A 20,900-nucleotide genomic window follows, 5' to 3' on the forward strand; every position below is an offset into this window, starting at 1 on the left:
GCGGTACCGCACCCCAACGCCGACGCGCACTCGCGCACCGCAGCACCAGGCACCGGCGCGAGCGTGCACCCGCCCACCACGGCACCACGATCCGGCGCCGATGCGCACTCGCGCACCGCAGCACCAGGCACCGGCGCGAGCGTGCATTCGCGCACCGCGGCACCGCATCCCGACGGGAACTCGCTTTCTTCGGCCGAAGCACAGGAGGTCGCGTGATGACGCGGATTGTCGGCGTGGACGTGCATGATGTTCGTTTCCCTACGGCGGCGCGCGGGGACGGGTCGGATGCGATCAACCGGGGCGACTACTCGGCGACCTACGTCGAGTTGCGGACCGACACGTCGCTGACCGGGGCGGGCTTCACCTTCACGAACGGGCGGGGCAACGAGCTGACCTGCGCGGCCGTGCGGGCGCTGGCGCATCACGTCGAGGGGCGGACGCTCGAGGAGCTGTGGGCCGACCCGGCGGGGTTTGCGCGTTCGCTCAGTCAGGATGTTCAGTTGCGCTGGCTCGGCCCTGAGAAAGGCGTCATCCACATGGCGACCGGCGCGCTCGTCAACGCCGTGTGGGACCTGCACGCGAAGTCCGCGGACAAGCCGATGTGGCGTTTCCTGAGCGAACTGCCCACGGAGAAGCTCGTGGCGAGCATCGACTTCCATCACATCAGCGACGCGCTCACCCCGGCGGACGCGGCGGCGATCCTGGACAAGGGGCTGGTCGGACAGGACGATCGTCGCGCCGTACTCGCTCGCGAAGGGCTGCCGTCGTACACGACGAGTGTGGGTTGGCTCGGTTATCCCGACGAGAAGGTGCGCGACCTCGCGCGCGCGGCCCGGGCCGAGGGCTGGCGCGCGGTCAAGATGAAGGTGGGCGGGGAGCCGGCCGCCGATGTGCGCCGCGCGCAGATCATCCGCGCCGAGATCGGGCCGGACGCGCTGCTCATGATGGACGCCAACCAGGTGTGGGACGTCGGCGAGGCGATCGATCGGATGGCGGAGCTCGCGGTCGCGGACCCGTACTGGATCGAGGAGCCGACGCACCCCGACGACGTCCTCGGGCACGCCCGGGTCCAGCAGGCGGTCGCGCCGATCCGGGTGGCCACGGGCGAGGTGGCCGCGAACCGCGTCATCTTCAAGCAACTGCTGCAGGCCGACGCCGTACGTGTGGTGCAGATCGACGCGTGCCGCGTGGGCGGCGTGCCGGAGGTACTCGCGGAGCTGCTGCTGGCGGCCAAGTACGGCGTCCCGGTGTGCCCGCACGCCGGCGGTGTCGGTTTGTGCGAACTCGTGCAACATCTGTTCGCCTTCGACTACCTGCGCGTGGGCACGAGCCTCGACGGGCGCATGGTGGAGTACGTGGACCATCTGCACGAACACTTCACCGACCCTGTGCGTACGCGCAACGGCCGTTACGTGCTGCCCGAGCAGCCCGGTTACAGCGCGACAATGCGGCCCGCGTCGATCGCGGAGTTCCGCTTCCCCGACGGGCCGGTGTGGCGATGAGCACGGAGAAGTGGGGTTCCTTGGACGCCAACACCCGCCGCGCCGGCAACCTCGGCCCCCGCCGCCTCGGCTTCGGCGTGCTGGACTCCTTGTCGCCGGCGAGCAAACCGCTCATCGACGCGCGCGACCTGAGGACCGGAATCGTGCATCTCGGGCCCGGGGCGTTCTTCCGAGCCCACCAGGCCGTCTACACCGAGGAAGCGATAGCGGCAGCGGGCGGCGACTGGGGCATCACCGTGGTGGCGCCGCACTCGACCGGGGTTGCCGACACCTTGCGCGCGCAGGACGGCCTGTTCAGCGTGACGACGCTGTCGCCGGGCGCCGCGGGGCATTCTTCTCCCACGTCTCCGCCGTCCTCGTTGTCGCGCTCCTCGGCGTCATCTACCTCGGTTCCTTCCTCCTCGGGTGCCGATTCCGGAGGCTCCGGGCTGACGCGAGTTGTCGGTTCGCTCACCGGCGTTCTGCACGCTCCGTCAGCGGGTGACGAAGTGGTCGCGCTGCTCGCAAGCCCCGGCGTCCGGGTGGTCACGCTGACGATCACCGAGAAGGGGTACGCGCCCACGGCAGCGATGCCCGTACTGCTCGTCCGGGCCCTGGAGGCACGGCGCCGGGCGGATGCGGGACCGATCACCCTGCTGAGTTGCGACAACCTCCCGTCGAACGGCCGCTGGCTCCGCGGAGTGATCGAAACGCTCAGTGAGCAAGTGCCCGGACTGCGCGAATGGGTGGCCGCCTCGGTCGGTTTCCCCGGCTCGATGGTCGACCGCATCGTGCCCGCCACGACCCCGGACACTCTGGCCACGGCGGCTGCGGCACTCGGGGCCGACGACCTGGCCGCAGTGGCCGGCGAACCGTACCGGCAATGGGTCATCGAGGACGACTTCCCCGGCGGTCGCCCGGCATGGGAACAGGCGGGCGTGGTGCTGACCGGCGACGCCCAGCCCTGGGAACGCCTCAAGTTGCGAACGCTCAACGGCGTGCACTCCGCGCTGGCGTATCTCGGCGCACTGGCCGGCTGCGAGACCATCGCGGAGGCGCTGGAGCTGCCGGGCATGCGTACCCTGCTGAAGCGCCTGATCGCCGACGACATCGCCCCGACGCTGGCACCCCCGGACGGCGTGACGGTGCCGGCCTATGGCGCATCCGTGCTTGAGCGTTTCGCCAACCCCGCGGTCGTTTATCGAACCGTGCAGGTTGCCATGGACGGTTCCCAGAAGCTGCCCCAGCGCATCCTGCACACGATCGGCGACCGCCGCGCCGCCGGAGCCGACCCCCACTGGGCCCTCCTGGCCGTCGCCGCCTGGATGCGCTTCGTACAGGGCCGCACCGACGACGGCCGCGACCTGCCCCTCAACGATCCCTTGGCCGATCGGATCCGCGCCCAGCTCGCCGGCGCCTCTCCAGGACCGGAAGGGATCACCGACGCCCTCCTCCGGATCCACGAGATCTTCCCGCCATCCCTCGCCGAGGACGCCACCGTACGCACCGGAATCACCAAGTGGCTCACCTTCCTCGACAAGCACGGCGCCGCCGCCACCGTGGCAGGCGCCCAGTGACGACCACCATGGCAGGCGCCCAGTGACCAGTGACCAGTGACCACCACCATGGCAGGTGCCCAGCGACCACCACCATGGCAGGCGCTCAGTGACCACCCCGCCCCCTCATCCGAGCTCCATCCGACCTGCCATCGCGCCGGTGCGGGCCACGACCCGACCGTTGCGGGCAACCGGCAACCACACAGGTACGGCCGCCTCCATCAGCTGCCGCCCAACCCTGCCATCGCGGCAAGTGCACCGGCGCCGCTGCTTCTGATCGACGCCGTCCGCGAGGCAAGCACGCGGGAGCGCCGCGCGCGAAGCAGGCGCGCGGTGAGGCAGCGTGCCCGCGCTCGACATTCGGGAGGCGTCGAGCCTTCATCGGACGACGGAAGGTCTGAACGTATGACACGCGTGGCGCTCATCGGGGCGAACGGGCACGGGCAGCATCATCGGCGGGTCATCGCGGGGCTGGGGGGCGTACACCTGGTGGGTCTGGCGGATCCGCAGCCGGTGGAGGGGGATCCGCAGGGCGCCCGGGTGTTCCGCGATCATCGGGATTTGCTGACGCAGACGCGGCCCGACGTGGTTGTGATCTGCACGCCGCCGCACACGCACCTGGCGATCGCGGAAGACGTCCTGCGGGCGGGGGCCGACGTTCTGCTGGAGAAGCCACCGGTACGCACGCTGGCCGAGCACCGTCGCCTGGCGGCCGTGATCGCGGAGACCGGCCGCGCGTGCCAGGTCGGCTTCCAAGCCCTCGGATCACACGCGGCCGCCCGGCTGTGGGACTTCGTCGCCTCCGACAAGGTCACGAGCATTGCGGCAGTGGCGTCCTGGCAGCGCGACGACGCTTATTACGCCCGGGCGCCATGGGCCGGTCGGCGGCAGGTCGACGGCCGGCCGGTGATCGACGGCGTGCTGGTCAACCCGCTCGCCCACGCACTCATGCAAGCACTGGAAACCGCGCGCGCCGCCGGAGCCGGTGAGTGGGCGACGCTGGAGATCGAGCGCTACCGGACGCGTCCCATCGAGGCGGACGACACGGCCTTTGCGCGTTTGACCTATCCGAGCAATGTTCGTTTGATCGCAGCAGTCACCCTGGCCGGCGAGGACTTCATCGCCGGCGACATCGTGGTCGACAGCCCGGCCGGGCGGGCCGTGCTGGAGTACCCGACCGACCGCCTCACCCTGCCCGCCTCCGACCCCGCCGACCCCTCGGACCGCACCGGACTGCTGGAGAACCTGATCGCGCACCGCACCACGGGCGCGCCCCTCATCGCGCCGCTGGACCGCACCGCGATCTTCACCGCCGTGTTGCAGACCATCACCGCCCCGGACCTGGCGCCGCCCACCCTTCTCGCGTCGCCGTACGTCGAGAACCGAGCCGGCACGAGAATCATCACCGGCATCAACGAGCTTCTGCGGCAGGTGGCCGAGACGGGCTCACTCCCCTCGGAGCTGGGCGTCCCCTGGGCCACACCGGCCGAGGCGCGAACGCCGCCCCGCTGAACCCGGCGACACCAGCCGCGAAGACACCAGCCGCCGAGCCCCCGACTCAAGCACCGCCACCAGCTCCGCGCAGCGACTTAGGCGCGGCCGCTGCCACCCCCGGTCCCCCAGTAGTTCCGCATCCGGCGTGGTGAGCTGCCCGCCGAAGCTGGGCGTCGGTCCAGGACCGAAGCTGGAAATCGACGCGGGCCAAAGCTGGGAATCGACGCGAGTCAGAGGGGGAAGTCGAAGCGAGCCGAAGCCGGGAGTCGACGCGAGCCAGAGCTGGAAGTCGACGCGAGCCAGCGCTGAAAGTCAACGCGAGCCAGAGCTGGAAGTCGACGCGAGCCAGCGCTGAAAGTCAACGCGAGCCAGAGGTGGAAGTCGACGCGAGCCAGAGCTGGCGGTCGACGGGGGCCGGAGCTGACTGAGCTGCATCGCGCGATCCTGCGCGGCTGGCACTCGGCCCGGACGCTAGGCGATGAGCTTGGCGATGTCGTCGGGCTCGAGGGTGGCGTCGTCGCTGATGAGGACCTTGATCTCGCGTTCGAGGGCGGCGCCGGGCGGGAGGGTCAAGGGCCGGTCGAAGGCGAGGGCCGCGCAGACGCCCGGGTAGTCGGCGGTGCGGACGAACCAGCGATCGTTGTCGCGCAGGCCCCGGAAGACCAGCGTGTAGGCGTCTCCGGCGCGCAGGGCCAGCCACGGCTCGGCGCTGCCGTTGACTGCGTGTTCGCCCATGCGGGACTGCGTGAAAGTGAGCGTTTCGCCGGAGACGGGGACGGGGGCGGCCCGCCAGAAGAAGCCGCCGTAACCCGCGCCGCCCGGGCGACCGTTCGTGGCGGGACTGCCCAAGGTGACCGCTTGCGTAGCCGGGGCGCTCAAGGCGTACCGCAAAGTCAGCTGCCAGCCGCCCGGCGCGAGGTCAGCGCTGAGCTCGCGGCGCTCGGTGAGGAGGGTCGTTCCGCGCTCGTCCTGCCAGGCGAAGACATGCGCGCCGTCGATCGACGTGCCACCGGAGGGAGAAGCGCCGCCGGAGGGAGGAGCGCCGCCGGAGGGGGTAGCGCCGGCTCCGACGCCGGCAGCCGACGAAGCAGCAACCCCGCCCGAGGGGGAAGCGCCGACCCCAGCACTGGAAGCCGACGAGGTGGCAGCCTCGCCCGAAGGGAAAGCGCCGACCCCAGCGCCGGAAGCCGACGAGGTGGCAGCCCCGCCGGATGGAGCAGCGGCGACGGCCCCGGAAGCGGCGACGGTCCCGACGCCGGAAGCGGAAGAAGCGCTGGAAGCTGACGACGCGGAGACACCGGCGCCATCGGGCGGAGACGTGACCGGCACGATGCGGCCGTGGTCGTCCAGCCAGGTGTAGCCCTGGTCGCGGACGTAAGTGCGGCCGCCCCAGAAGTTGATCCCGTTGACGTCCTGCAGCGCGAGCGACGCCCCCAGGTGCCACGGATGGTCCTGGCAGAGCGCATCGGTCACGGTGGTGCCGCTCAGGGTTGTGACCGGATGGAGGTACGGGCGGGGGCCGAGGCGGATGTCGAGCTGCGGCGCGATGACGTAAGTCGCGACCGGTGTATTACTTACGTCGAAGGTAGACAAGGACCATCCCGCCGAGTCGTCGTACCGAGCGCAGCGCCCGTTCTACCCTGTGCCAGCGCTCTCGGAGAACCTCGAGCAAGCGATCTCAGAACAGCCTCAGGCAAGCGCTCACAGAACAATCTTGAGCAAGTGTTCCCAGCACAACATGGACCGGCGCCGATGTGAAGGCGTGAGAACGTGCAGGATGTTTGCAGCGCCCAGCCCGGCAGCGCCCAGCCCAGCAGCGCCCAGCCGGGCAGCGCGCAACCCGGCAGCGCCCAGCCCGGCAACGACCAGCCCGGCAACGACCAACCCGGCAACGACCAGCCCGGCAACGAACGGAATCAACCGGCCGCGCGCCGCTCCCACATCTCGCGGGTCAGCTCGTACTCGACCTCGCCCGCCTCGGACCCCGGCAACGGATCCTCCCACTCCGGGAAGAACGTCCGCACCTGCCGCATCCCCAGCGCCTCCATCACCCCGCGCGACCCCGAATTCACCGCCATCGTCTGCGCGACCACGCGACTCACTCCCGCCGTACCGAAGCCGTGCGTGAGCAATGCCCGGGACGCCTCGGTCGCCAGCCCCCGCCGCCAGTGCCGCCGCGCGAGCCGGTAGCCCAGCTCCGCCTCCCGGGACACGATGCGCCGCTCCGGACCCGTACCCGCGGTCTGCTCGTGCCAGGCCGGCAGCATCATGAGTCCGACGAAGTCTCCCGGCTCCGTGAAAGCCGCCCAGAACCCGAGCCCCGCGTCGTCGGCCGCCGCCAGCCGCCGCTCGTGGGCGGCCTTGATCTCGTCCCGTGTACGCGCCCGGGCGTACAGGTAGCGCAACACTTCCCGGTCGGAGTCCAGCTCCACCTCGCGGTCGAAGTGGCGGTCGGCCAGGGGTTCGAGCACCAGACGCTCGGTGTGCAGAACAGGCTGAGTGATGGCCACGCCCCCACGATGCCCCAGCGGGCCGGGCGATGGCGAGCACAATAAAGGCCGGGCAGTGGTGAGTACAAGAAACAGCGCTGCCCCCGCCGGAAGCGGGGGCAGCGAAGGATCCGACAGGCTCAGGCCACCGTGGCCGGGAACCGCTCCCACACCCGGTGCTTCCCGAGCAGCGCCGACAGCTCGGTGAGGGCGGCCGTACCGGAATCGGCGGTCACGACGCCCGGCGTGCCGGCCAGGCCCGCCTGCTCGAGCACCGCGGTGCCCGCGCCCCACGCGCCGATCGCCTTCGCGTGGCGCCAGGCCTCCTCGACGAGCAGGGCCACGCGCGGGTCCACGCCCGGGGTGGTGGCGGCGCCGGCCTTGGCGTCGCGCGCGGGCAGGGCGTCGGGGGCGGGCAGCGGCGCGCCGGCCACGAGGATCGCGTCGAACTCGACCGATCGCGCGGTGGCGAACGTACGCTGGACAGCCAGGTCTCCCACCATGCCACCGTGCGCGGCGATGATCAGCGGGACCATTCCCGCGCTGAAGATCTCGCGCCGGACGGCGTGCACGCCGTCGAGGTCGCCGTCCGCGTCGACCACGATGCCGATCATGCGGCCGTCGGGCGGGTAGACGCCGCCGACCTGCGACAACGCCGGGCTCGGGGTGACCTCGGCCAGCGGGACGGTCGGCTCGGGCGCGGGCAGGCCCAGCCCGGTGGCGACCTGCTCGCAGAGCACCGGGTCGATGTTCGCGAGCGCCAGCAGCTGACGCTCCTTGATGGCCTGCTCGTAGCACTTGCCCAGCTCGAACGTGTACGCCCGGACGATGTGCTCCTTCTCCACCGGCGTCATGCTCGCCCAGAAGAGACGTACCTGGCTGTAGTGGTCGTCGAACGACGCCGGGTTGGCCCGGACCTTGGGCGCCTCGGCCACCACGACCGGAACGTCGACGAACGCCTCGTCGTCGGGAGCGGTGAACGGGTTGCCGCCGTCGAGCGAGTTCGGCCGGTAGGGCGCCACACCCGCGTGCACGGCGTGCTGGTGGAAGCCGTCACGCAGCATGTCGTTGACGTCGGCGTGCGGCCGGTTGATCGGGATCTGGTTGTAGTTCGGGCCGCCGAGCCGGCTCAGCTGCGTGTCCACGTACGAGAAGAGGCGCCCCTGCAGCAGCGGGTCGTTCGTGTGGTCGATGCCGGGCGGCATGTGGCCGAGGTGGAACGCGACCTGCTCGGTCTCGGCGAAGAAGTTGGTGGGCGTCCGGTTCAGCACCATCTTGCCGACCGCCTGCACCGGGGCGAGCTCCTCGGGCACGATCTTCGTCGGGTCGAGCAGGTCGATCCCGGCGAACGTCTCCTCGGGCGTGTCCGGGAACACCTGGATCCCGAGCTCCCACTCCGGGAACGCGCCGGCCTCGATGGCGTCGTACAGGTCACGGCGGTGGAAGTCGGGGTCGATGCCCGCGATCAGCTGCGCCTCCTCCCAGTCCAGGGAGTGCACGCCCAGCTTCGGCTTCCAGTGGAACTTGACGAGGGCGGTCTCCCCCGCCGCGTTGATCACGCGGAAGGTGTGGACCCCGAAACCCTCCATCGTCCGGTACGAGCGGGGGATGCCGCGATCGGACATGTTCCAGATCGTGTGGTGCTGCGCCTCGGTGTGCAGCGACACGAAGTCCCAGAACGTGTCGTGCGCGCTCTGCGCCTGCGGAATCTCGCGGTCCGGGTGCGGCTTGCCCGCGTGGATGATGTCCGGGAACTTGATCGCGTCCTGGATGAAGAACACCGGGATGTTGTTGCCGACCAGGTCGAAGTTGCCCTCGTCGGTGTAGAACTTCGTCGCGAAGCCGCGCGTGTCCCGGACCGTGTCGGCCGAGCCCCGGGAGCCCAGGACCGTGCTGAAGCGTACGAAGACCGGGGTCTCCTTGCCCTTCGCCAGGAACCCGGCCTTCGTGACGCCCTCGGCCGTCCCGTACCCGGTGAACGTGCCGTGCGCCCCGGCGCCGCGCGCGTGCACGACCCGCTCCGGGATCCGCTCGTGGTCGAAGTGCGTGATCTTCTCGCGGAAGTGGTGATCCTGCAGCAGGATCGGGCCGCGCGGGCCGGCCTTCAGCGAGTGGTCCGTGTCACGCAGTCGCGTGCCGGTCGCCGTCGTTAGGTACGCACCCTGCTGTCCCTTGGCCGTCGGCGGCACCCCGGTGTGCGCACCGGTCGGCGTCACGGTCTCGGGCGTGCCTTGTTCGCTTTTCGGCGGAAGCGGGTCCACCGGCGTGGTCGGCTCTTCGAGCGTCGCCGGCGCGCTGCCCGGCTTGCCGGGGATGTCGTTCGTCAACGCGTCGGCCACCTTCGCCGTGGCATGCTCCACGGCATCCTTCACCACTCGGGCAGGCTTGCTGGCATCCATCTGCACCGCATCCTTCGTTGACCGTCTGGGTGCGCAAGCCATACCCGCGCATTGAGTAACCAAACGGACACAATAAGTGGCTGCGTTTTCTGGATCGCTTCCAGATCTCTGGCCTACTCAGGCCCCGGCGCGCACCCCGGCCCTGCGCGAAATGGATAGGCCGTCACGCGACGTCGCGATGCTTCAGCTTGGCGCGGCGACCGTCCGGGTGATGCCAGACAATTCCCTCGTACGCCGGATGGGCCAGCAGCCACGCGCGCAGCCCGTCGAAGTCGCGGGGCGCATCGAGCCGTTCCGCGTCGGCGTGCGCCACGAGCACGTGGCCGTCCGTACCCTCCGGGTTGCCGTTGACCTTGGGCCCCACCAGCTCGTACGTCCCCGGCGCGCCCACCGCCGACGACGCGAGCGCCTCCGCCAAGTACCGGGCGTAGGCCGACTGCCCGATCGGCTCCCACCCCACCGTCTTGCCCGTCGCCTCGTCGGTCATCACCGGCCGGTAGCCGGGCGGCCGCTGTCGCCCGGGCCGCACCTCGCGCCGTGCCCACCAGCTGCCGTCCTCGTCGAGCAGCACGCACGTCCCGTCGTACTTCCGGGTCGGAACGCCCTCGCCGGCAAGCACCCACTCACAGTCGGGATGCACATCGCGCAGGAGTCGCTTGCGGTCCTCCGGGTCGCGCCGGAACAGCGTGGGGATCTTCTTCATGCGTCCATGCTCTCAACGCCGACAACCCGATTTCGTACGCCGGGCCCGGCTCTCTTTCCCGCTCGGACCTGGTTCTGCCGAACCTCTCCCAGCTCGGAAGTCGTCCTGATCGGATCTCGGACAATGTCGTCCATCGATTGGTGTCACGCTGGCGACCGGTTCGTCCATCGACCGGAGGGATTCCGTCATGTCCCGTTCCTCGCCCCGGCGCCTGCTCGCCGCCGCGCTCGTGGCCGCCGTGTCCGCCGCCCTGCTCCCGACCCCCTCGTCCGCCGCCGCGCCGAGCCTTGCCTGGGCCCCCTGCGCGGAGGAGGACCTGGCCGGCTATCAGTGCGCGACCCGGGAAGTGCCCCTGGACTACGACAAGCCGCGCGGCGCGACCACGACGATCGCCCTGGCCCGCCGTCCCGCCGACGATCCGGCCCGGCGCCTGGGCACGATCTTCGTCAACCCGGGCGGGCCGGGCGGCCCCGGCCGCGGCCTGGTGACGGCGGCCGCCGAGATCGTCGCCCCGGAGGTCCGAGCCCGCTTCGACCTCGTCGGATTCGACCCGCGCGGCATCGGCGCGAGCGATCCGCTGCAGTGCTTCGCCACCGACGCGGAGGCCGAGGCCCTGATCGCCCGGATCGCGCTCGTACCGATCACCAAACAGCAGATCCGCGACACCCTCCAGGCCAACTACCGGTACACCGAGGCCTGCAAGCGCAACGCGGGCCCCCTCCTGGCCCACATGAGTACGCTCAACGTCGCCAAGGACCTCGACCAGCTGCGCGCCGCCGTCGGCGACGCCAAGCTGAGCTACATCGGATACTCCTACGGCACTCTGATCGGCGCCACGTACGTCAACCTGTACCCGAACCGCGTACGCGCTGTCATCCTCGACGGCAACGTGGATCCGGCCCAGCGCACGAACCGCCGCCTGGCGAACAAGTTCGACCGCGCCGGTGGCTTCGAGATCGCGCTCAAGGGCTTCCTCGCCGCCTGCGACAGGGCGGGCCCGAACTGCGCCCTCGCCGGCCATGCCCGCCGCAAGTTCGACGCCGTCCGCGAGCGTCTGCGCCGGGGCCCGTTCACCTCACCCACCTTCGGCGTCGTGGACCTGGACCTGTTCACCAGCTACGTCTACTCCAGCATGTACGACGTGGCGTCCTTCCCGACCACGGCCGCCGACCTGCGGACCCTCCATGACGAGCTCTTCGGCTCTCCCCCGGCCGCAACCGTCAAGCGGGCCCTCCCGGCCGGCCTGTCGCCCCGGGCCCCGAGCGACTACTCGTTCAACAGCAACGACGCGGGCCAGGCCGTCAACTGCCTCGACGCGCCCCTGCCCCGCAACCCCGCCGCCTACCCCGCCATCGCCGACCGGTTCGAATCCGCCCACCGCACCTTCGGCCGCGCCGAGGCGTTCAGCGAGGTCGGCTGCGCCAACTGGATCCGCACGAACGAGCGCTACGCCGGACCGTGGAACAAGCGCACATCCCAGACGGTCCTGCTCGTCAACCCGACCCACGACCCGGCCACACGCTACAGCTTCGCCCAGAACATGGCCCGCGAGCTGGGCAACGCCCGCCTCCTGGCCCTGGACGGCTTCGGCCACACCAGCAGCTTCAGCGCCTGCGTCACCACCTGGTACACCCGCTACCTCCTGGCCGGCCAGGTCCCCCCGCGCGGCACTCGCTGCGCCCAGGACCTGCCCCCGTTCCCCGCCCCGTGATTCCCAGGCCGCCGCGGCTCTCTCCCCGGCCACGGCGGCCCCGGAACCACCCGCCGGCGCCCGCGGAAGGCCCCCTTCCAAAGCGCCGGCCAATCATCGCGCCGGGAACGGTCAGACGGTCGTCCGCACACAGCGCCACCAGCCCAGGGCGAATCATCGCCTCAGGACGGTCAAACGGTCGTCCGCATGCGGCGCCGCGCTGTGAAGAAGGTGAGCAGGCCCGCGAGCAGCAGCGCCACGCCGACGCCCGCCGTCACGGCCACCGGGGAGCCGGTGATGGGCAGCGAGTCGCCGCCACCGCCCCCGCCGCCCGGCGTGCCGTCGTCCTCGCCGCCCGTGCCGCCTCCGTTGTCGTCCCCGCCGTTACCGGGAGCGGGCGAGGTGGAGGTGGTGGGCTTCGGGGTGGGGCTGGACGTGGCAGTGGGACTGGGCGTCGGCTCGGTCGCTCCCGGCGGCCAGAGTCCGAGGACGAAGTCGGTCGACCCGCGCAGGTGCCCGACCAGCCCGGCCGGGGCGGTCGTCAAGGTCAGCGTGTCGCCGGTGCCGCGCACGGGCTCGGTGCCCGGGGTGGCGTCGATCCGGGCCAGCGCCTCGATGCCGCCGTGGCCGGCCGCCCACGCCTTGCTGACCCAGTGGAACCGTACGTCCTTGAAGATCTCGGCCCGGCCCTCCGCACCGGTGACCGCCACGGGCCCGTCGATCTTCCGGGTGGCGCCGGGCGCCAGCGCACCGTCGAACTCGCACCACGCCGAGCCGGGCTTGTCCTCCGTCGCGAACCAGCAGTTGCTCCACTGCCCGGCGAAGCTCAGGTCGGTGTCGGACAGGCGCAACTCGGCCACGAGCCCGTCGACCGGGGCGTCACCGGTGTTGCGGACGCCCACGACGCCACCGAGCGTGTGGCGCGGCCCGAGGTCGTACACCGGGCCCTGGGAGGGTTCGTCCGACGCCTCCTGCACTGCGGCAAGCCGGGCGGTGTCGGGGTCGGAGGGCGGGATCGCCGGAAGCCCGTCCGGAGGAGTGCCGGTGGCGGGCAGAACCGTGGTGCCGAGGAACCCGGTCGTGGTGTTCGGCCCCTGCCGCAGCCGGGGCGATCCCGGCTCGAGGGCGAGGGTGCCCTGGTCGCCCTGGACCGCTTCGGTGCCCTCGGCGGCCTCCGCGGCGGCGAGCGCCTCGATGCCCCCGTTGGCGTCGGCCCACTCCTTGCTGGCCCAGCCGAACGTGACGTTCGCGATCCGGGCGCCGGGCTCCGTCCCAGCCGCGAGGGAGAACACCGGTCCCTTCATCTGCAGGACCGACTGGGCGACGATCTCGTCGGGGAACTCGCACCAGGCCGTGTCGGGCTCCTCCTCCAGCGCGTACCAACAGTTGTCGTAGAGCCGGGAGAACCGCAGGCGGTCGTCGTTGAGATGCACCTCGGCCACCAGCCCGGTCACCGGCGCCCGGCCCGAGTTGCGGACGCCGATCGGGCCGCGTGAGACATATCCCGGCCGGACGGCGGCGGGCGTCGGGCGGCCGGACTCGATCGACCCCTCGGTCACCGGGACGAGCGGGCCGCGCTCCGGTGCCGCGACCGCGGCGGCGGGCAGCACGGCCACCGCCGTGGTCACCGCCACCAGGACCGGTATGAGTCGATGCAACCCTGCGGACATGTTTCGTTCCCCCGATCGTCGATGGATCGCCACACCGTACCGGCCGAAGTCGAAGTTCGCGATCCTCTGTCCACAGGGGCCGATGCGGCCCGAAAAGTTATCCACAGGCCGGCGGCGTTCCATTGGCGGCGGATCCCTCGCCCGTGTCAATGTGTGCGGGCAAGGACCGACCACAACCTCACGGGGGTACGAACATGCAGGTCATGCTGGCTTCCTGCGCCGGGCTGCCGGAGGGCGACGGCGACGAGGCGGGGCTGGTCGAGGCCCTCCGGGTGCACGGCCTCCCCGCGCGGTGGCAGCCGTGGGGTGACGAAATGAGCACCGACACCCTCGTCGTGCTCCGGGCCACTTGGGACTACCCGGACCGGCTCGACGAGTTCCACCGCTGGTGCGCCTCGGTGCCGCATCTCGCCAACGGCTCCGAGGTGGTGCGCCACAACCGAGACAAGAGTTATCTCGTATCCCTGGCGGCCGCCGGCGTGCCCGTGATCCCGACCCGCCTGGTGCCACCCGGCGAGCAACTGGCCCCGGCGCTCGCTGCCCTCGACGAGCTCACCGGCCGCACCGACACCGCCGAGGGCGAGATCGTCATCAAGCCGGCTGTGGGCGCGGGTTCCCGGGGCGCCGGCCGCTTCACCGCCGCCCAGTCCGACGAGGCCCACGCCCACCTGCGGAGACTGCACGCGGCGGGCTCGGTCGCCCTGGTCCAGCCCTACCAGCGCACGGTCGACGAACACGGCGAGTCGGCGCTGGTCTACCTCGCCGGCCGCTACTCCCACGCGTTCACCAAGGGCCCCATGCTCCAAGGCGGCGCGGTCGAGACCGACGACCTCTACCTCAGCGAGAAGCTCTCCCCGGCCAGCCCCGGCGACTCCACCCGAGCCGTGGCCGAGCAGGCCTTGGCGGCGACCGCCCGCGAGCTGGGCATCGACGTGAGCGCTCTGCTCTACGCCCGAGTCGACATCGTCACCGGCGCCGACGGCCCGCTGGTCCTCGAGGTCGAGCTGACCGAGCCCAGCCTGGGCTTCGCCTTCGGCGGCGCCGCGGCCCTCGATCGCTTCGCCCAGGCCATCGCCGACCGGGCCCGGGCGGTGGTGCGCTGACCCTCCCCGGCCCCGCCCGACGACAGCAGCAGTGGCCCACCCGACGACAGCGGGCGGCAGCGAACTACTGCGAGAGCGCGAGATTGTCGCCCCGCCGCGCAGCGCCGAATGCACCGACGCCTGCGACATCTCGGAGCAGCCGAGCCTTCCTCACGCGCGTCACCGCCGGGCCTCTACGTCTTTTACGCGCCGGGTCACCGCCGAGCTCGCCGCCATGCCATGCCTCGACGGCCGCCGTGCGCCTGTGGCCAGCTGCTCCTCGCGCACGCGGCGGGCGCTCGCTCGGCCACGCTCGAGGACCGGGCAGGTCGCCGGACCGTCGCTTGCTTGGGTGGCTGGCGCCTTGATGGCCGCCGGGCGGGGCGCGGGGTGCGCGGGGTGCGGGCTGCGCGGGGTGCGGGCTGCGGGGTGCGGGCTGCGCGGGGTGCGCCAGTGCGGGGTGCGGGTGCGGGAAGATCGTCGTTCGGGCGCGGGCGGGGTGGCGGGTGTCTTAGATTCGGCTCATGTTGGACGGGACGGACGCACGGGACTGGTTCGAGCCGGACAGCGTGCTGGCGACGTATGTGGCGCTGATGGATCAGCTGACCGAGCGGGCCGAGCCGGGGATCAAGCTGAGTCTGACCGTCGGCGGACTGGTCGTGACCGGCGAGCTGATTCCGCAGTGGCAGTGGTTCGCGGAGGTCAGCGCGCTCAGCAATTACGAGGACGCCTTCTACACCGGCATGGCCGAGTACGTGAAGGAGCAGTCCGACCTCGCCCACGAAGCGGTGAAAGTCCGGGACGCCGGGCACGAGGTGTCCCACAAGCAGCACCTCGCGCTGTCGGCGCCCACGAAGTACATCCACCTGCGCAACGCTCGCGTCTCCACCGGCAACGAGGGCAGCCTGTGGCGCGGGCGGCTCAGCGACGTCTCCGGGTGGTCGCCCGCGAGCCCGACGGCCTGACCATCCGGCCTCGCCCACCGATCACCGCGGGTTCCGACCCGCCGAATCATCCGGCTGAGTGACAGCGTCTCAAGTCACGGCGTCTCAGGTCGGCTCTTTTCAGTCGGGCTGGGCCATGCCTCGTCCTTTGGTGCGCGTGTATCCCCAGATGGCGACCGTGCCCGCGCAGAGGGCCGCCGCGCTCGCCGCCAGGGACGTGTGCACGCCGACCGCCGCGCCGGCCAGACCGACCGTGAAGCCGCTGCCCAGCCGTAGCCCGCTCGACGACATGCTGTAGACCCCGAGCACCCGCCCCCGCTGCGCCACCGGGGCGCGCAACTGCACGACGGTCTGGGCGATCGAGGTCGACGCGAGCGTGGCGATGCCCCCGACGACCAGCATCAGCAGGGCGAACGGATAGTTGCTGGTCACCGCGAAGGCGAGCGTCGTCAGGCCGTACAGCAGGGTGCACACCAGGGCGGCCCGCACGCTGGGCCGGATCCACCCGGTCGCCTCGAGCACCATGCCGCCGATCACCCCGCCGGCGCCGTTCGCGAAGAGCAGCACGCCGTAGGCCGTGCCCTCCGAGCCGCCGCCCAGCGAGGCCGCGAACTCGGGCATCGTCGACTGCAGCGAGGCGCCCACGAAGAACGATCCCAGCCCGGCCAGCACGATCATCGCCACCAGCGTGTGATCCCCGCGCAGCCCCCGCAACGTCCGCCACGCGTCCCGGAACCCGACCCTCGCCCGGCCGGGCGCCGCGTCCCGGACATGCCCGGTGTAGCGGGTCCGGAACAGGAACAACGTCAGCGGCAGATAGAACAGGATGTTCGCGAAGATGCCCCACGTGGGCCCGAGCCCGAGCAGCAGCGCCGACCCGACCGCCGGCCCGCACAGGACGCCGAGGCTCCGGAACGTGGCATTGAGCCGCACCGCGCTGGGCAGCGCCTCCCGCCCCACGAAGTCGTGCAGCATCATCTGCTCGGCCGGCCCCCACAGGGCGCCCGCACACCCGTGCAGCACGAGGAGCACGCAGGCGTGCCAGATCTGCAACGAGTCGGTCAGGAACAGGATGCCCCAACCCGCCGACACCACCATGAAGAGCAGCTGAGCCACCTGGATGACCCGCCGGCAGTCGTACCGGTCGGCCAGCGCCCCGAAGGCAACGGAGAAGAGAAGGAAAGGAACCCAGTGGCTGATCACCTGAAACCCGGCCAGCGTGGGCGAATGGAACTTCTCCCACAGCATCCAGTACGTGATCACGTGCTCGATGTTGTCGGCCATCATCGCGAGACCGGTGCCGATCAGGTACGTCCGGCTGTCCCGAACTCGTAAAGCCGCGAACCGGGGAGCACGCCCCGCCGCCCTGACTTCCCCGGCCGAGCCGGTCGCCCTGTCGTCGCCGCCTGCCGCTGCCCCGCCTATGCCGGCGTCCGCGCTGACCGGGGAAATGGCAGAGCCGTCTTCGCCCGTGTGGCCGATCGGACGCGAAGTGCAGTTCTCACACATGGAAGCGAGGGCCCTCCAGTTTCGAGACACCCTGTCTCGCCACCGGCGACCGTATCAGATACGAGTCACGCTGCCTCACTATCCCGCACGACCCCGCTATCCCCGGGGCCGAACCATCCCCCACACCCGGTGGCGTCGACATGCCGATCGGCGGGCCGTCCTCCTCCGCCGCAACCCTCGACGCCGCGATTAGAACGCACCAGCGCAGGCACGACAGGACCTCAGGGGCAAGGCGGCCACGACTATCAGGGCGAAACCTCGCAGGCCGCATAGAAGAGCCGTGACTCAGGAGCCGCGACTCAAGGAAGGCCCGGCACGAGAGTCACCCGAGCGGCGCCGGCTGACAGAACGGGCACCACCATGTCTCGCGCGCGTAGGGATCCGCGCCCGCCGCGGTGAACGCTACCGGCGTCCCGCACCGGCGGCACGGGCGACGGTACCGTCCGTACACCCAGTGGGTCTGGCCTCTGCGCAGGTTGCCGGTCGTGCTCTGTGTGCCCTGCCGCAGCCCGAGACGCATCATGCGCCCCACCAGCTCCAGCACCTTGACGGCATCCACGTCCCCGGCCGGGGTGTGCGGCCACACCCCGGCGATGAACAGGCCCTCGACGGCCCACAGGTTGCCGATCCCGCACACGTTGCGCTGGTCCAGCAGCGCCGACCGGATGAGCCGCGCGGGCTGCGCACCCACCGCGGCCGCCGCCGTGGGCAGCCGCTCGGGCCAGTCCCCGGCGAGGATGTCCGGGCCGAGATGGCCGACGACCCGCTGCTCGTCGGCGGTGGCGAGGATCTCCAGCACCGGCATCTCGTGCGCGGCGAGCACCCCGGCCGCCCCGAAGTCGAACCACATCACCGGCCGGACGGACCGCGCGGACGGGCGCCAGCCGGGCCGGTGCTGGCGCCACGCGCCCTGCATCCGCAGGTGGCTGTGCACGGTGAACCCGCCGGCGAAGCGCATCAGCAGATGTTTGCCCACCGGGACCACCTCGAGCAGCCGGTCGCCGGCGAAGGCCCGGGCCGACGCCGCAACCGTCACTCGACCGGCGAAGGCAGCACCGAGCCGGCCCGCCAGCCGCCGGATCGAATCACCCTCCGCCACGCGATGCCCCCCACGAAAGCCACGCCACGGCCCACGACAGCCACGCCACGACCGCGCGAAAGCCACGCCATGCCCGAGAAAGATCGAACCGAAGCCGCGACACTCGGGTCAAAGCGTACATTCAACCCATGGCCGCCACCCAGCTGATCTACAGCAGCCAGCGCACCACCGCCCCGCCCGAGAGCATCTTCCAGATCCGCGACCAGGCCCGCACCAACAACGCCGGCCGCGACATCACGGGCGTGCTGCTGTTCAACCGCGAGTACTTCCTGCAATGCCTGGAGGGCGACGCCGGCCTCGTCACCCAGGCCTTCTGCACGATCGCCGGCGACCCACGCCACACCAACGCCACCCTGCTCGCCGTGCAGGACGTGCCCGAGCGCAGCTTCCCCGACTGGTCGATGGGCCTGGTCGACGCCACCTCGGCCGAGCTCCGCGGAGCCCTGGCCGACGTGCTCCCGGACCTGGACCTGAGCCCCCAGCGCATCGGCTCCGCGACCGCGCTCACAGTCATGCAACGGATGCGTACGCTCCGCATGTCCTACTGAGGACGACAGCGCCACACCAACGGCTCGTTGGCCAGGTCCTGTGCCGGGACAAAGCTCCCCACGACCGTCGTCCCGTCGTCGCTGATGCCCCAGATCTGATAGTCACCGGCGCCGTAGGCAGCGAGACGCATCGTGTCCCCGTCGGCGACCACCGCCGGGTCCGGTCCGCCACCTTCGGTCGCCACCCAGCCGTTGGCGGCCACGTCGACCGGTGACGCGGCGGCCGCCGGCAACGGCTCCATCCGGTTCTTCGCGATGTCGTAGCGATAGCCTGCCCAGGTCAGCGAATCGTCGTCCGCGTACCCGGCATTGCCGACGACCCACCCGTGCCGCAGCGCGGCCGCCGCGAAGAAGCCGGCTCCGGGCGGCGGCGGCAGCTTGCGGACCTCGCCGCCGTGCAGCCACAGGTACGCGGTGTCGTCCGCACCCGGCCCGATCGGCGGCCCCACCATCCCGAGCACCGTGCCGTCCTCGTCGACGTCGACGGCCGAGCCCTGGGTGGTCCCCGGTGGCAGCGGCAGCAGGGCAGGCTCGGCGTCCCAGGATGCCCAGCGCGCCGGCCGCGTCCCCAGCACGCCCACGATGACGCCGGCGTCACTGATCGCGGACGCACTGCCCGCGCCGCCCTTGAGCTGCGTCAGCGTGCCGTCGTGCCACACGTACGGATAAGGGGTGTCGCCGGTGAACGACGATCCCACCGCGTCGCCCGACCGGTTGATCGCGTCGAGGGACTGGTCGGACCCCGGGAAGTCGACGGTGGTCAGCAGCTTGCCGTCCCGCCAGATCGTCACCGGGTACGTCCCGAAGGCGCGCCCGTCGGGATACGTCCGCCCGGTCATGTACCGCCCGCTCGAGTCGACGGCGTGCACGACCGCCTTCTTGACGTCGCCGGTGGGGAGCCGGGTGACCGGGCAGCTGGGAGGCAGCCGGGGCGCCGGGGCGACCGACCGGGACGCGGTGGGCACGGGCACCTTGACCTCCTTGTCCGGGACGAGAAGGAGACTGCCGCCGGCCAGGAGCACCGCGGCGAAGGCGCCCCCGGCGGCCAGACGGCGACGGTTGCGCCGGCGGCGGGCGCCCGCGCGCATGGTTTCGGGCACGTCCACCCGGGACGGGCCGGGCGGCTCCGTCGCCAGCGGGCCGAGCAGGTCGGCCGCCGCGCGCTCGTCGGGGGAAGTCATTGCCGTCCTCCTGTGCTCGTCATGTCCGGCGTTGCGGGGCCGAGAATCCTGCGCAGGGCGGTGAGCGCGTGCTTGGTCTGCGACTTGACCGTGCCCTCGGCGCATCCGAGGTGGTGCGCGACGTCGGCGACGCTCTGGTCACACAGGAACCGCAGCACGAGCACGGCCCGCTGGCGTGGCGTCAGCCGGTCGAGGGCGGCGCGCAGCATCGTGCGCTCCTCGGTTCCCGTGTCCAGGACGGCGCTGTCCACCACCCGGTCGCCGAAGAGGCCGATCTTCCACCAGCCCCGCCGCCGCTCGTCGAGGAACGTCCGGACGAGCATGCGGTGCACGTACCCGTCGATGTTGTCCGCCTGCGCGACCCGGTGCCAGCGCGAGTAGACCGCGGTGAGCGTCTCCTGCACCAGGTCGTCCGCCTGGCGCCGGAGACAAAGACGGGATCCGCGCGGATCCGGTTGCAGCGCCCCGCGAGAAACTTTCAGGCCAGGTCGGCGCGGACCAACCCATAGACCGCATGATCCGTACGGCCTCCGCCGCGCACCGCCGCCGCACTGCGCAGCATCCCCTCGAGCCGGAAGCCGGCCGCCTCCGCCACGTGCCGTGACGCCGCGTTGCCCGCCGCCGCCACCAGAGCGATCCGCTCGAGCCCCGCGTCGCGCAGCGCCCACTCCCCCACCGCCCGGGCGGCCTCGGCGGCATAGCCCCGCCCGCGCGCCCACAGTGCAGTCCAGTAATGCATCTCGGCGACGCCGTTGTCCCAGTCGGTGCCGAACAGCCCGACCAGCCCGGCCATCCGCTCCCCGCCCCGCGGCTGCAGCGCGAACTCCACTGTGCGCCGATCCGCCCGCCGCTTCTCGGCCCCGCTCGTGCACCACTCGGTCGCCGCCGCCAGGTCGCCGTGAGCATGCGGATATCCCACCGGCGCCCACCGCACGAACCGCTCGTCCTGCCAGACCGCGTGCACCTCGCCGGCGTCCCGCTCCTCGACCTGCCGCAGGATCAGCCGCGCGCTCGACCACTCAGCAATCGGAAACCCGGTCACGCAGTCACCCTAG

At 71.5% G+C, this 20,900-nt stretch carries 17 protein-coding genes; 7 read left to right on the plus strand and 10 right to left on the minus strand.

Annotated elements, in window-relative coordinates; all coding sequences use genetic code 11:
• Positions 1-215 precede the first annotated feature (215 nt).
• The 3 genes from RAN62_RS38605 (at position 216) to RAN62_RS38615 (ending at position 4,549) form a co-directional block, all read left to right on the plus strand.
• A complete protein-coding gene (locus RAN62_RS38605; RefSeq protein WP_305789840.1) occupies positions 216-1,502 on the plus strand; it encodes an enolase C-terminal domain-like protein in 1,287 nt (428 codons plus the stop codon).
• On the plus strand, positions 1,499-3,058 hold the full coding sequence (locus tag RAN62_RS38610) for a mannitol dehydrogenase family protein (RefSeq protein WP_305789841.1): 1,560 nt from the start codon (positions 1,499-1,501) through the stop codon (positions 3,056-3,058). The genes RAN62_RS38605 and RAN62_RS38610 overlap by 4 nt, the downstream gene beginning before the upstream one ends.
• Before the next feature lie 384 nt (positions 3,059-3,442).
• Positions 3,443-4,549 (plus strand): Gfo/Idh/MocA family protein, encoded by a 1,107-nt coding sequence (locus tag RAN62_RS38615; protein WP_305789842.1) that lies wholly within the window; start codon positions 3,443-3,445, stop codon positions 4,547-4,549.
• Between the two features lie 453 nt (positions 4,550-5,002).
• Here the strand turns inward: RAN62_RS38615 and RAN62_RS38620 are convergent, their stop codons facing one another.
• From RAN62_RS38620 to RAN62_RS38635, 4 genes are all read right to left on the minus strand, one after another.
• A complete protein-coding gene (locus RAN62_RS38620; RefSeq protein WP_305789843.1) occupies positions 5,003-6,124 on the minus strand; it encodes a DUF6807 family protein in 1,122 nt (373 codons plus the stop codon).
• 323 nt (positions 6,125-6,447) lie between these two features.
• Positions 6,448-7,041 (minus strand): GNAT family N-acetyltransferase, encoded by a 594-nt coding sequence (locus RAN62_RS38625; RefSeq protein WP_438874603.1) that lies wholly within the window; start codon positions 7,039-7,041, stop codon positions 6,448-6,450.
• Between the two features lie 119 nt (positions 7,042-7,160).
• The gene (locus tag RAN62_RS38630) at positions 7,161-9,419 is read right to left on the minus strand and encodes a catalase (protein ID WP_305789844.1); all 2,259 of its coding nucleotides are present in this window, start codon (positions 9,417-9,419) and stop codon (positions 7,161-7,163) included.
• Positions 9,420-9,582: 163 nt separating this feature from the next.
• Positions 9,583-10,122, minus strand: coding sequence for a DUF5565 family protein (locus RAN62_RS38635; RefSeq protein WP_305789845.1), 540 nt, complete (start codon positions 10,120-10,122; stop codon positions 9,583-9,585).
• Between the two features lie 187 nt (positions 10,123-10,309).
• Here RAN62_RS38635 and RAN62_RS38640 point away from each other — a divergent pair, with 187 nt between their 5' ends.
• Positions 10,310-11,833 (plus strand): alpha/beta fold hydrolase, encoded by a 1,524-nt coding sequence (locus RAN62_RS38640; protein WP_305789846.1) that lies wholly within the window; start codon positions 10,310-10,312, stop codon positions 11,831-11,833.
• Between the two features lie 170 nt (positions 11,834-12,003).
• Here the strand turns inward: RAN62_RS38640 and RAN62_RS38645 are convergent, their stop codons facing one another.
• Positions 12,004-13,482 (minus strand): hypothetical protein, encoded by a 1,479-nt coding sequence (locus RAN62_RS38645; RefSeq protein ID WP_305789847.1) that lies wholly within the window; start codon positions 13,480-13,482, stop codon positions 12,004-12,006.
• 203 nt (positions 13,483-13,685) lie between these two features.
• On the opposite strand from RAN62_RS38645, the gene RAN62_RS38650 reads away from it, so the two are divergent.
• Both RAN62_RS38650 and RAN62_RS38655 read left to right on the plus strand, forming a co-directional pair.
• Complete coding sequence (locus tag RAN62_RS38650) at positions 13,686-14,585, plus strand: ATP-grasp domain-containing protein (protein WP_305789848.1); 900 nt, start codon at positions 13,686-13,688, stop codon at positions 14,583-14,585.
• Between the two features lie 503 nt (positions 14,586-15,088).
• A complete protein-coding gene (locus RAN62_RS38655) occupies positions 15,089-15,529 on the plus strand; it encodes a GvpU-like protein (RefSeq protein ID WP_305789849.1) in 441 nt (146 codons plus the stop codon).
• A 99-nt stretch (positions 15,530-15,628) separates the two neighbouring features.
• Here RAN62_RS38655 and RAN62_RS38660 read toward each other — a convergent pair whose 3' ends face one another.
• Positions 15,629-16,933, minus strand: coding sequence for an MFS transporter (locus RAN62_RS38660; RefSeq protein WP_305789896.1), 1,305 nt, complete (start codon positions 16,931-16,933; stop codon positions 15,629-15,631).
• 406 nt (positions 16,934-17,339) lie between these two features.
• Positions 17,340-18,116, minus strand: coding sequence for a DNA-formamidopyrimidine glycosylase family protein (locus RAN62_RS38665; RefSeq protein WP_305789850.1), 777 nt, complete (start codon positions 18,114-18,116; stop codon positions 17,340-17,342).
• Positions 18,117-18,244: 128 nt separating this feature from the next.
• On the opposite strand from RAN62_RS38665, the gene RAN62_RS38670 reads away from it, so the two are divergent.
• On the plus strand, positions 18,245-18,664 hold the full coding sequence (locus tag RAN62_RS38670) for a BLUF domain-containing protein (RefSeq protein WP_305789851.1): 420 nt from the start codon (positions 18,245-18,247) through the stop codon (positions 18,662-18,664).
• Here RAN62_RS38670 and RAN62_RS38675 read toward each other — a convergent pair.
• From RAN62_RS38675 to RAN62_RS38685, 3 genes are read right to left on the minus strand one after another with little or no spacing between them, the layout of a single operon-like run.
• Positions 18,658-19,845: a hypothetical protein gene (locus RAN62_RS38675; protein WP_305789852.1), complete on the minus strand. Its 1,188-nt coding sequence runs from the start codon at positions 19,843-19,845 to the stop codon at positions 18,658-18,660. The two genes, RAN62_RS38670 and RAN62_RS38675, sit on opposite strands and share 7 nt — an antisense overlap.
• Positions 19,842-20,327, minus strand: a complete 486-nt coding sequence (locus RAN62_RS38680) for a sigma-70 family RNA polymerase sigma factor (RefSeq protein WP_305789897.1) — start codon at positions 20,325-20,327, stop codon at positions 19,842-19,844. The genes RAN62_RS38675 and RAN62_RS38680 overlap by 4 nt, the downstream gene beginning before the upstream one ends.
• Positions 20,324-20,887: a GNAT family N-acetyltransferase gene (locus tag RAN62_RS38685; RefSeq protein ID WP_305789853.1), complete on the minus strand. Its 564-nt coding sequence runs from the start codon at positions 20,885-20,887 to the stop codon at positions 20,324-20,326. The genes RAN62_RS38680 and RAN62_RS38685 overlap by 4 nt, the downstream gene beginning before the upstream one ends.
• Positions 20,888-20,900: the final 13 nt, after the last annotated feature.

The organism is Symbioplanes lichenis (genome assembly GCF_030709675.1).
GTDB classification, from domain to species: domain Bacteria; phylum Actinomycetota; class Actinomycetes; order Mycobacteriales; family Micromonosporaceae; genus Actinoplanes; species Actinoplanes lichenis.

What these genes read in the sequence shown, in the direction of transcription:
- RAN62_RS38605 (WP_305789840.1), top strand. Translation starts at nt 216, where the DNA reads ATGACGCGGATTGTCGGCGTGGACGTGCATGATGTTCGTTTCCCTACG.
- RAN62_RS38610 (WP_305789841.1), top strand. Translation starts at nt 1,499, where the DNA reads ATGAGCACGGAGAAGTGGGGTTCCTTGGACGCCAACACCCGCCGCGCC.
- RAN62_RS38615 (WP_305789842.1), top strand. Translation starts at nt 3,443, where the DNA reads ATGACACGCGTGGCGCTCATCGGGGCGAACGGGCACGGGCAGCATCAT.
- RAN62_RS38630 (WP_305789844.1), bottom strand. Translation starts at nt 9,419, where the DNA reads ATGGATGCCAGCAAGCCTGCCCGAGTGGTGAAGGATGCCGTGGAGCAT.
- RAN62_RS38635 (WP_305789845.1), bottom strand. Translation starts at nt 10,122, where the DNA reads ATGAAGAAGATCCCCACGCTGTTCCGGCGCGACCCGGAGGACCGCAAG.
- RAN62_RS38640 (WP_305789846.1), top strand. Translation starts at nt 10,310, where the DNA reads ATGTCCCGTTCCTCGCCCCGGCGCCTGCTCGCCGCCGCGCTCGTGGCC.
- RAN62_RS38645 (WP_305789847.1), bottom strand. Translation starts at nt 13,482, where the DNA reads ATGTCCGCAGGGTTGCATCGACTCATACCGGTCCTGGTGGCGGTGACC.
- RAN62_RS38650 (WP_305789848.1), top strand. Translation starts at nt 13,686, where the DNA reads ATGCTGGCTTCCTGCGCCGGGCTGCCGGAGGGCGACGGCGACGAGGCG.
- RAN62_RS38655 (WP_305789849.1), top strand. Translation starts at nt 15,089, where the DNA reads ATGTTGGACGGGACGGACGCACGGGACTGGTTCGAGCCGGACAGCGTG.
- RAN62_RS38670 (WP_305789851.1), top strand. Translation starts at nt 18,245, where the DNA reads ATGGCCGCCACCCAGCTGATCTACAGCAGCCAGCGCACCACCGCCCCG.
- RAN62_RS38675 (WP_305789852.1), bottom strand. Translation starts at nt 19,845, where the DNA reads ATGACTTCCCCCGACGAGCGCGCGGCGGCCGACCTGCTCGGCCCGCTG.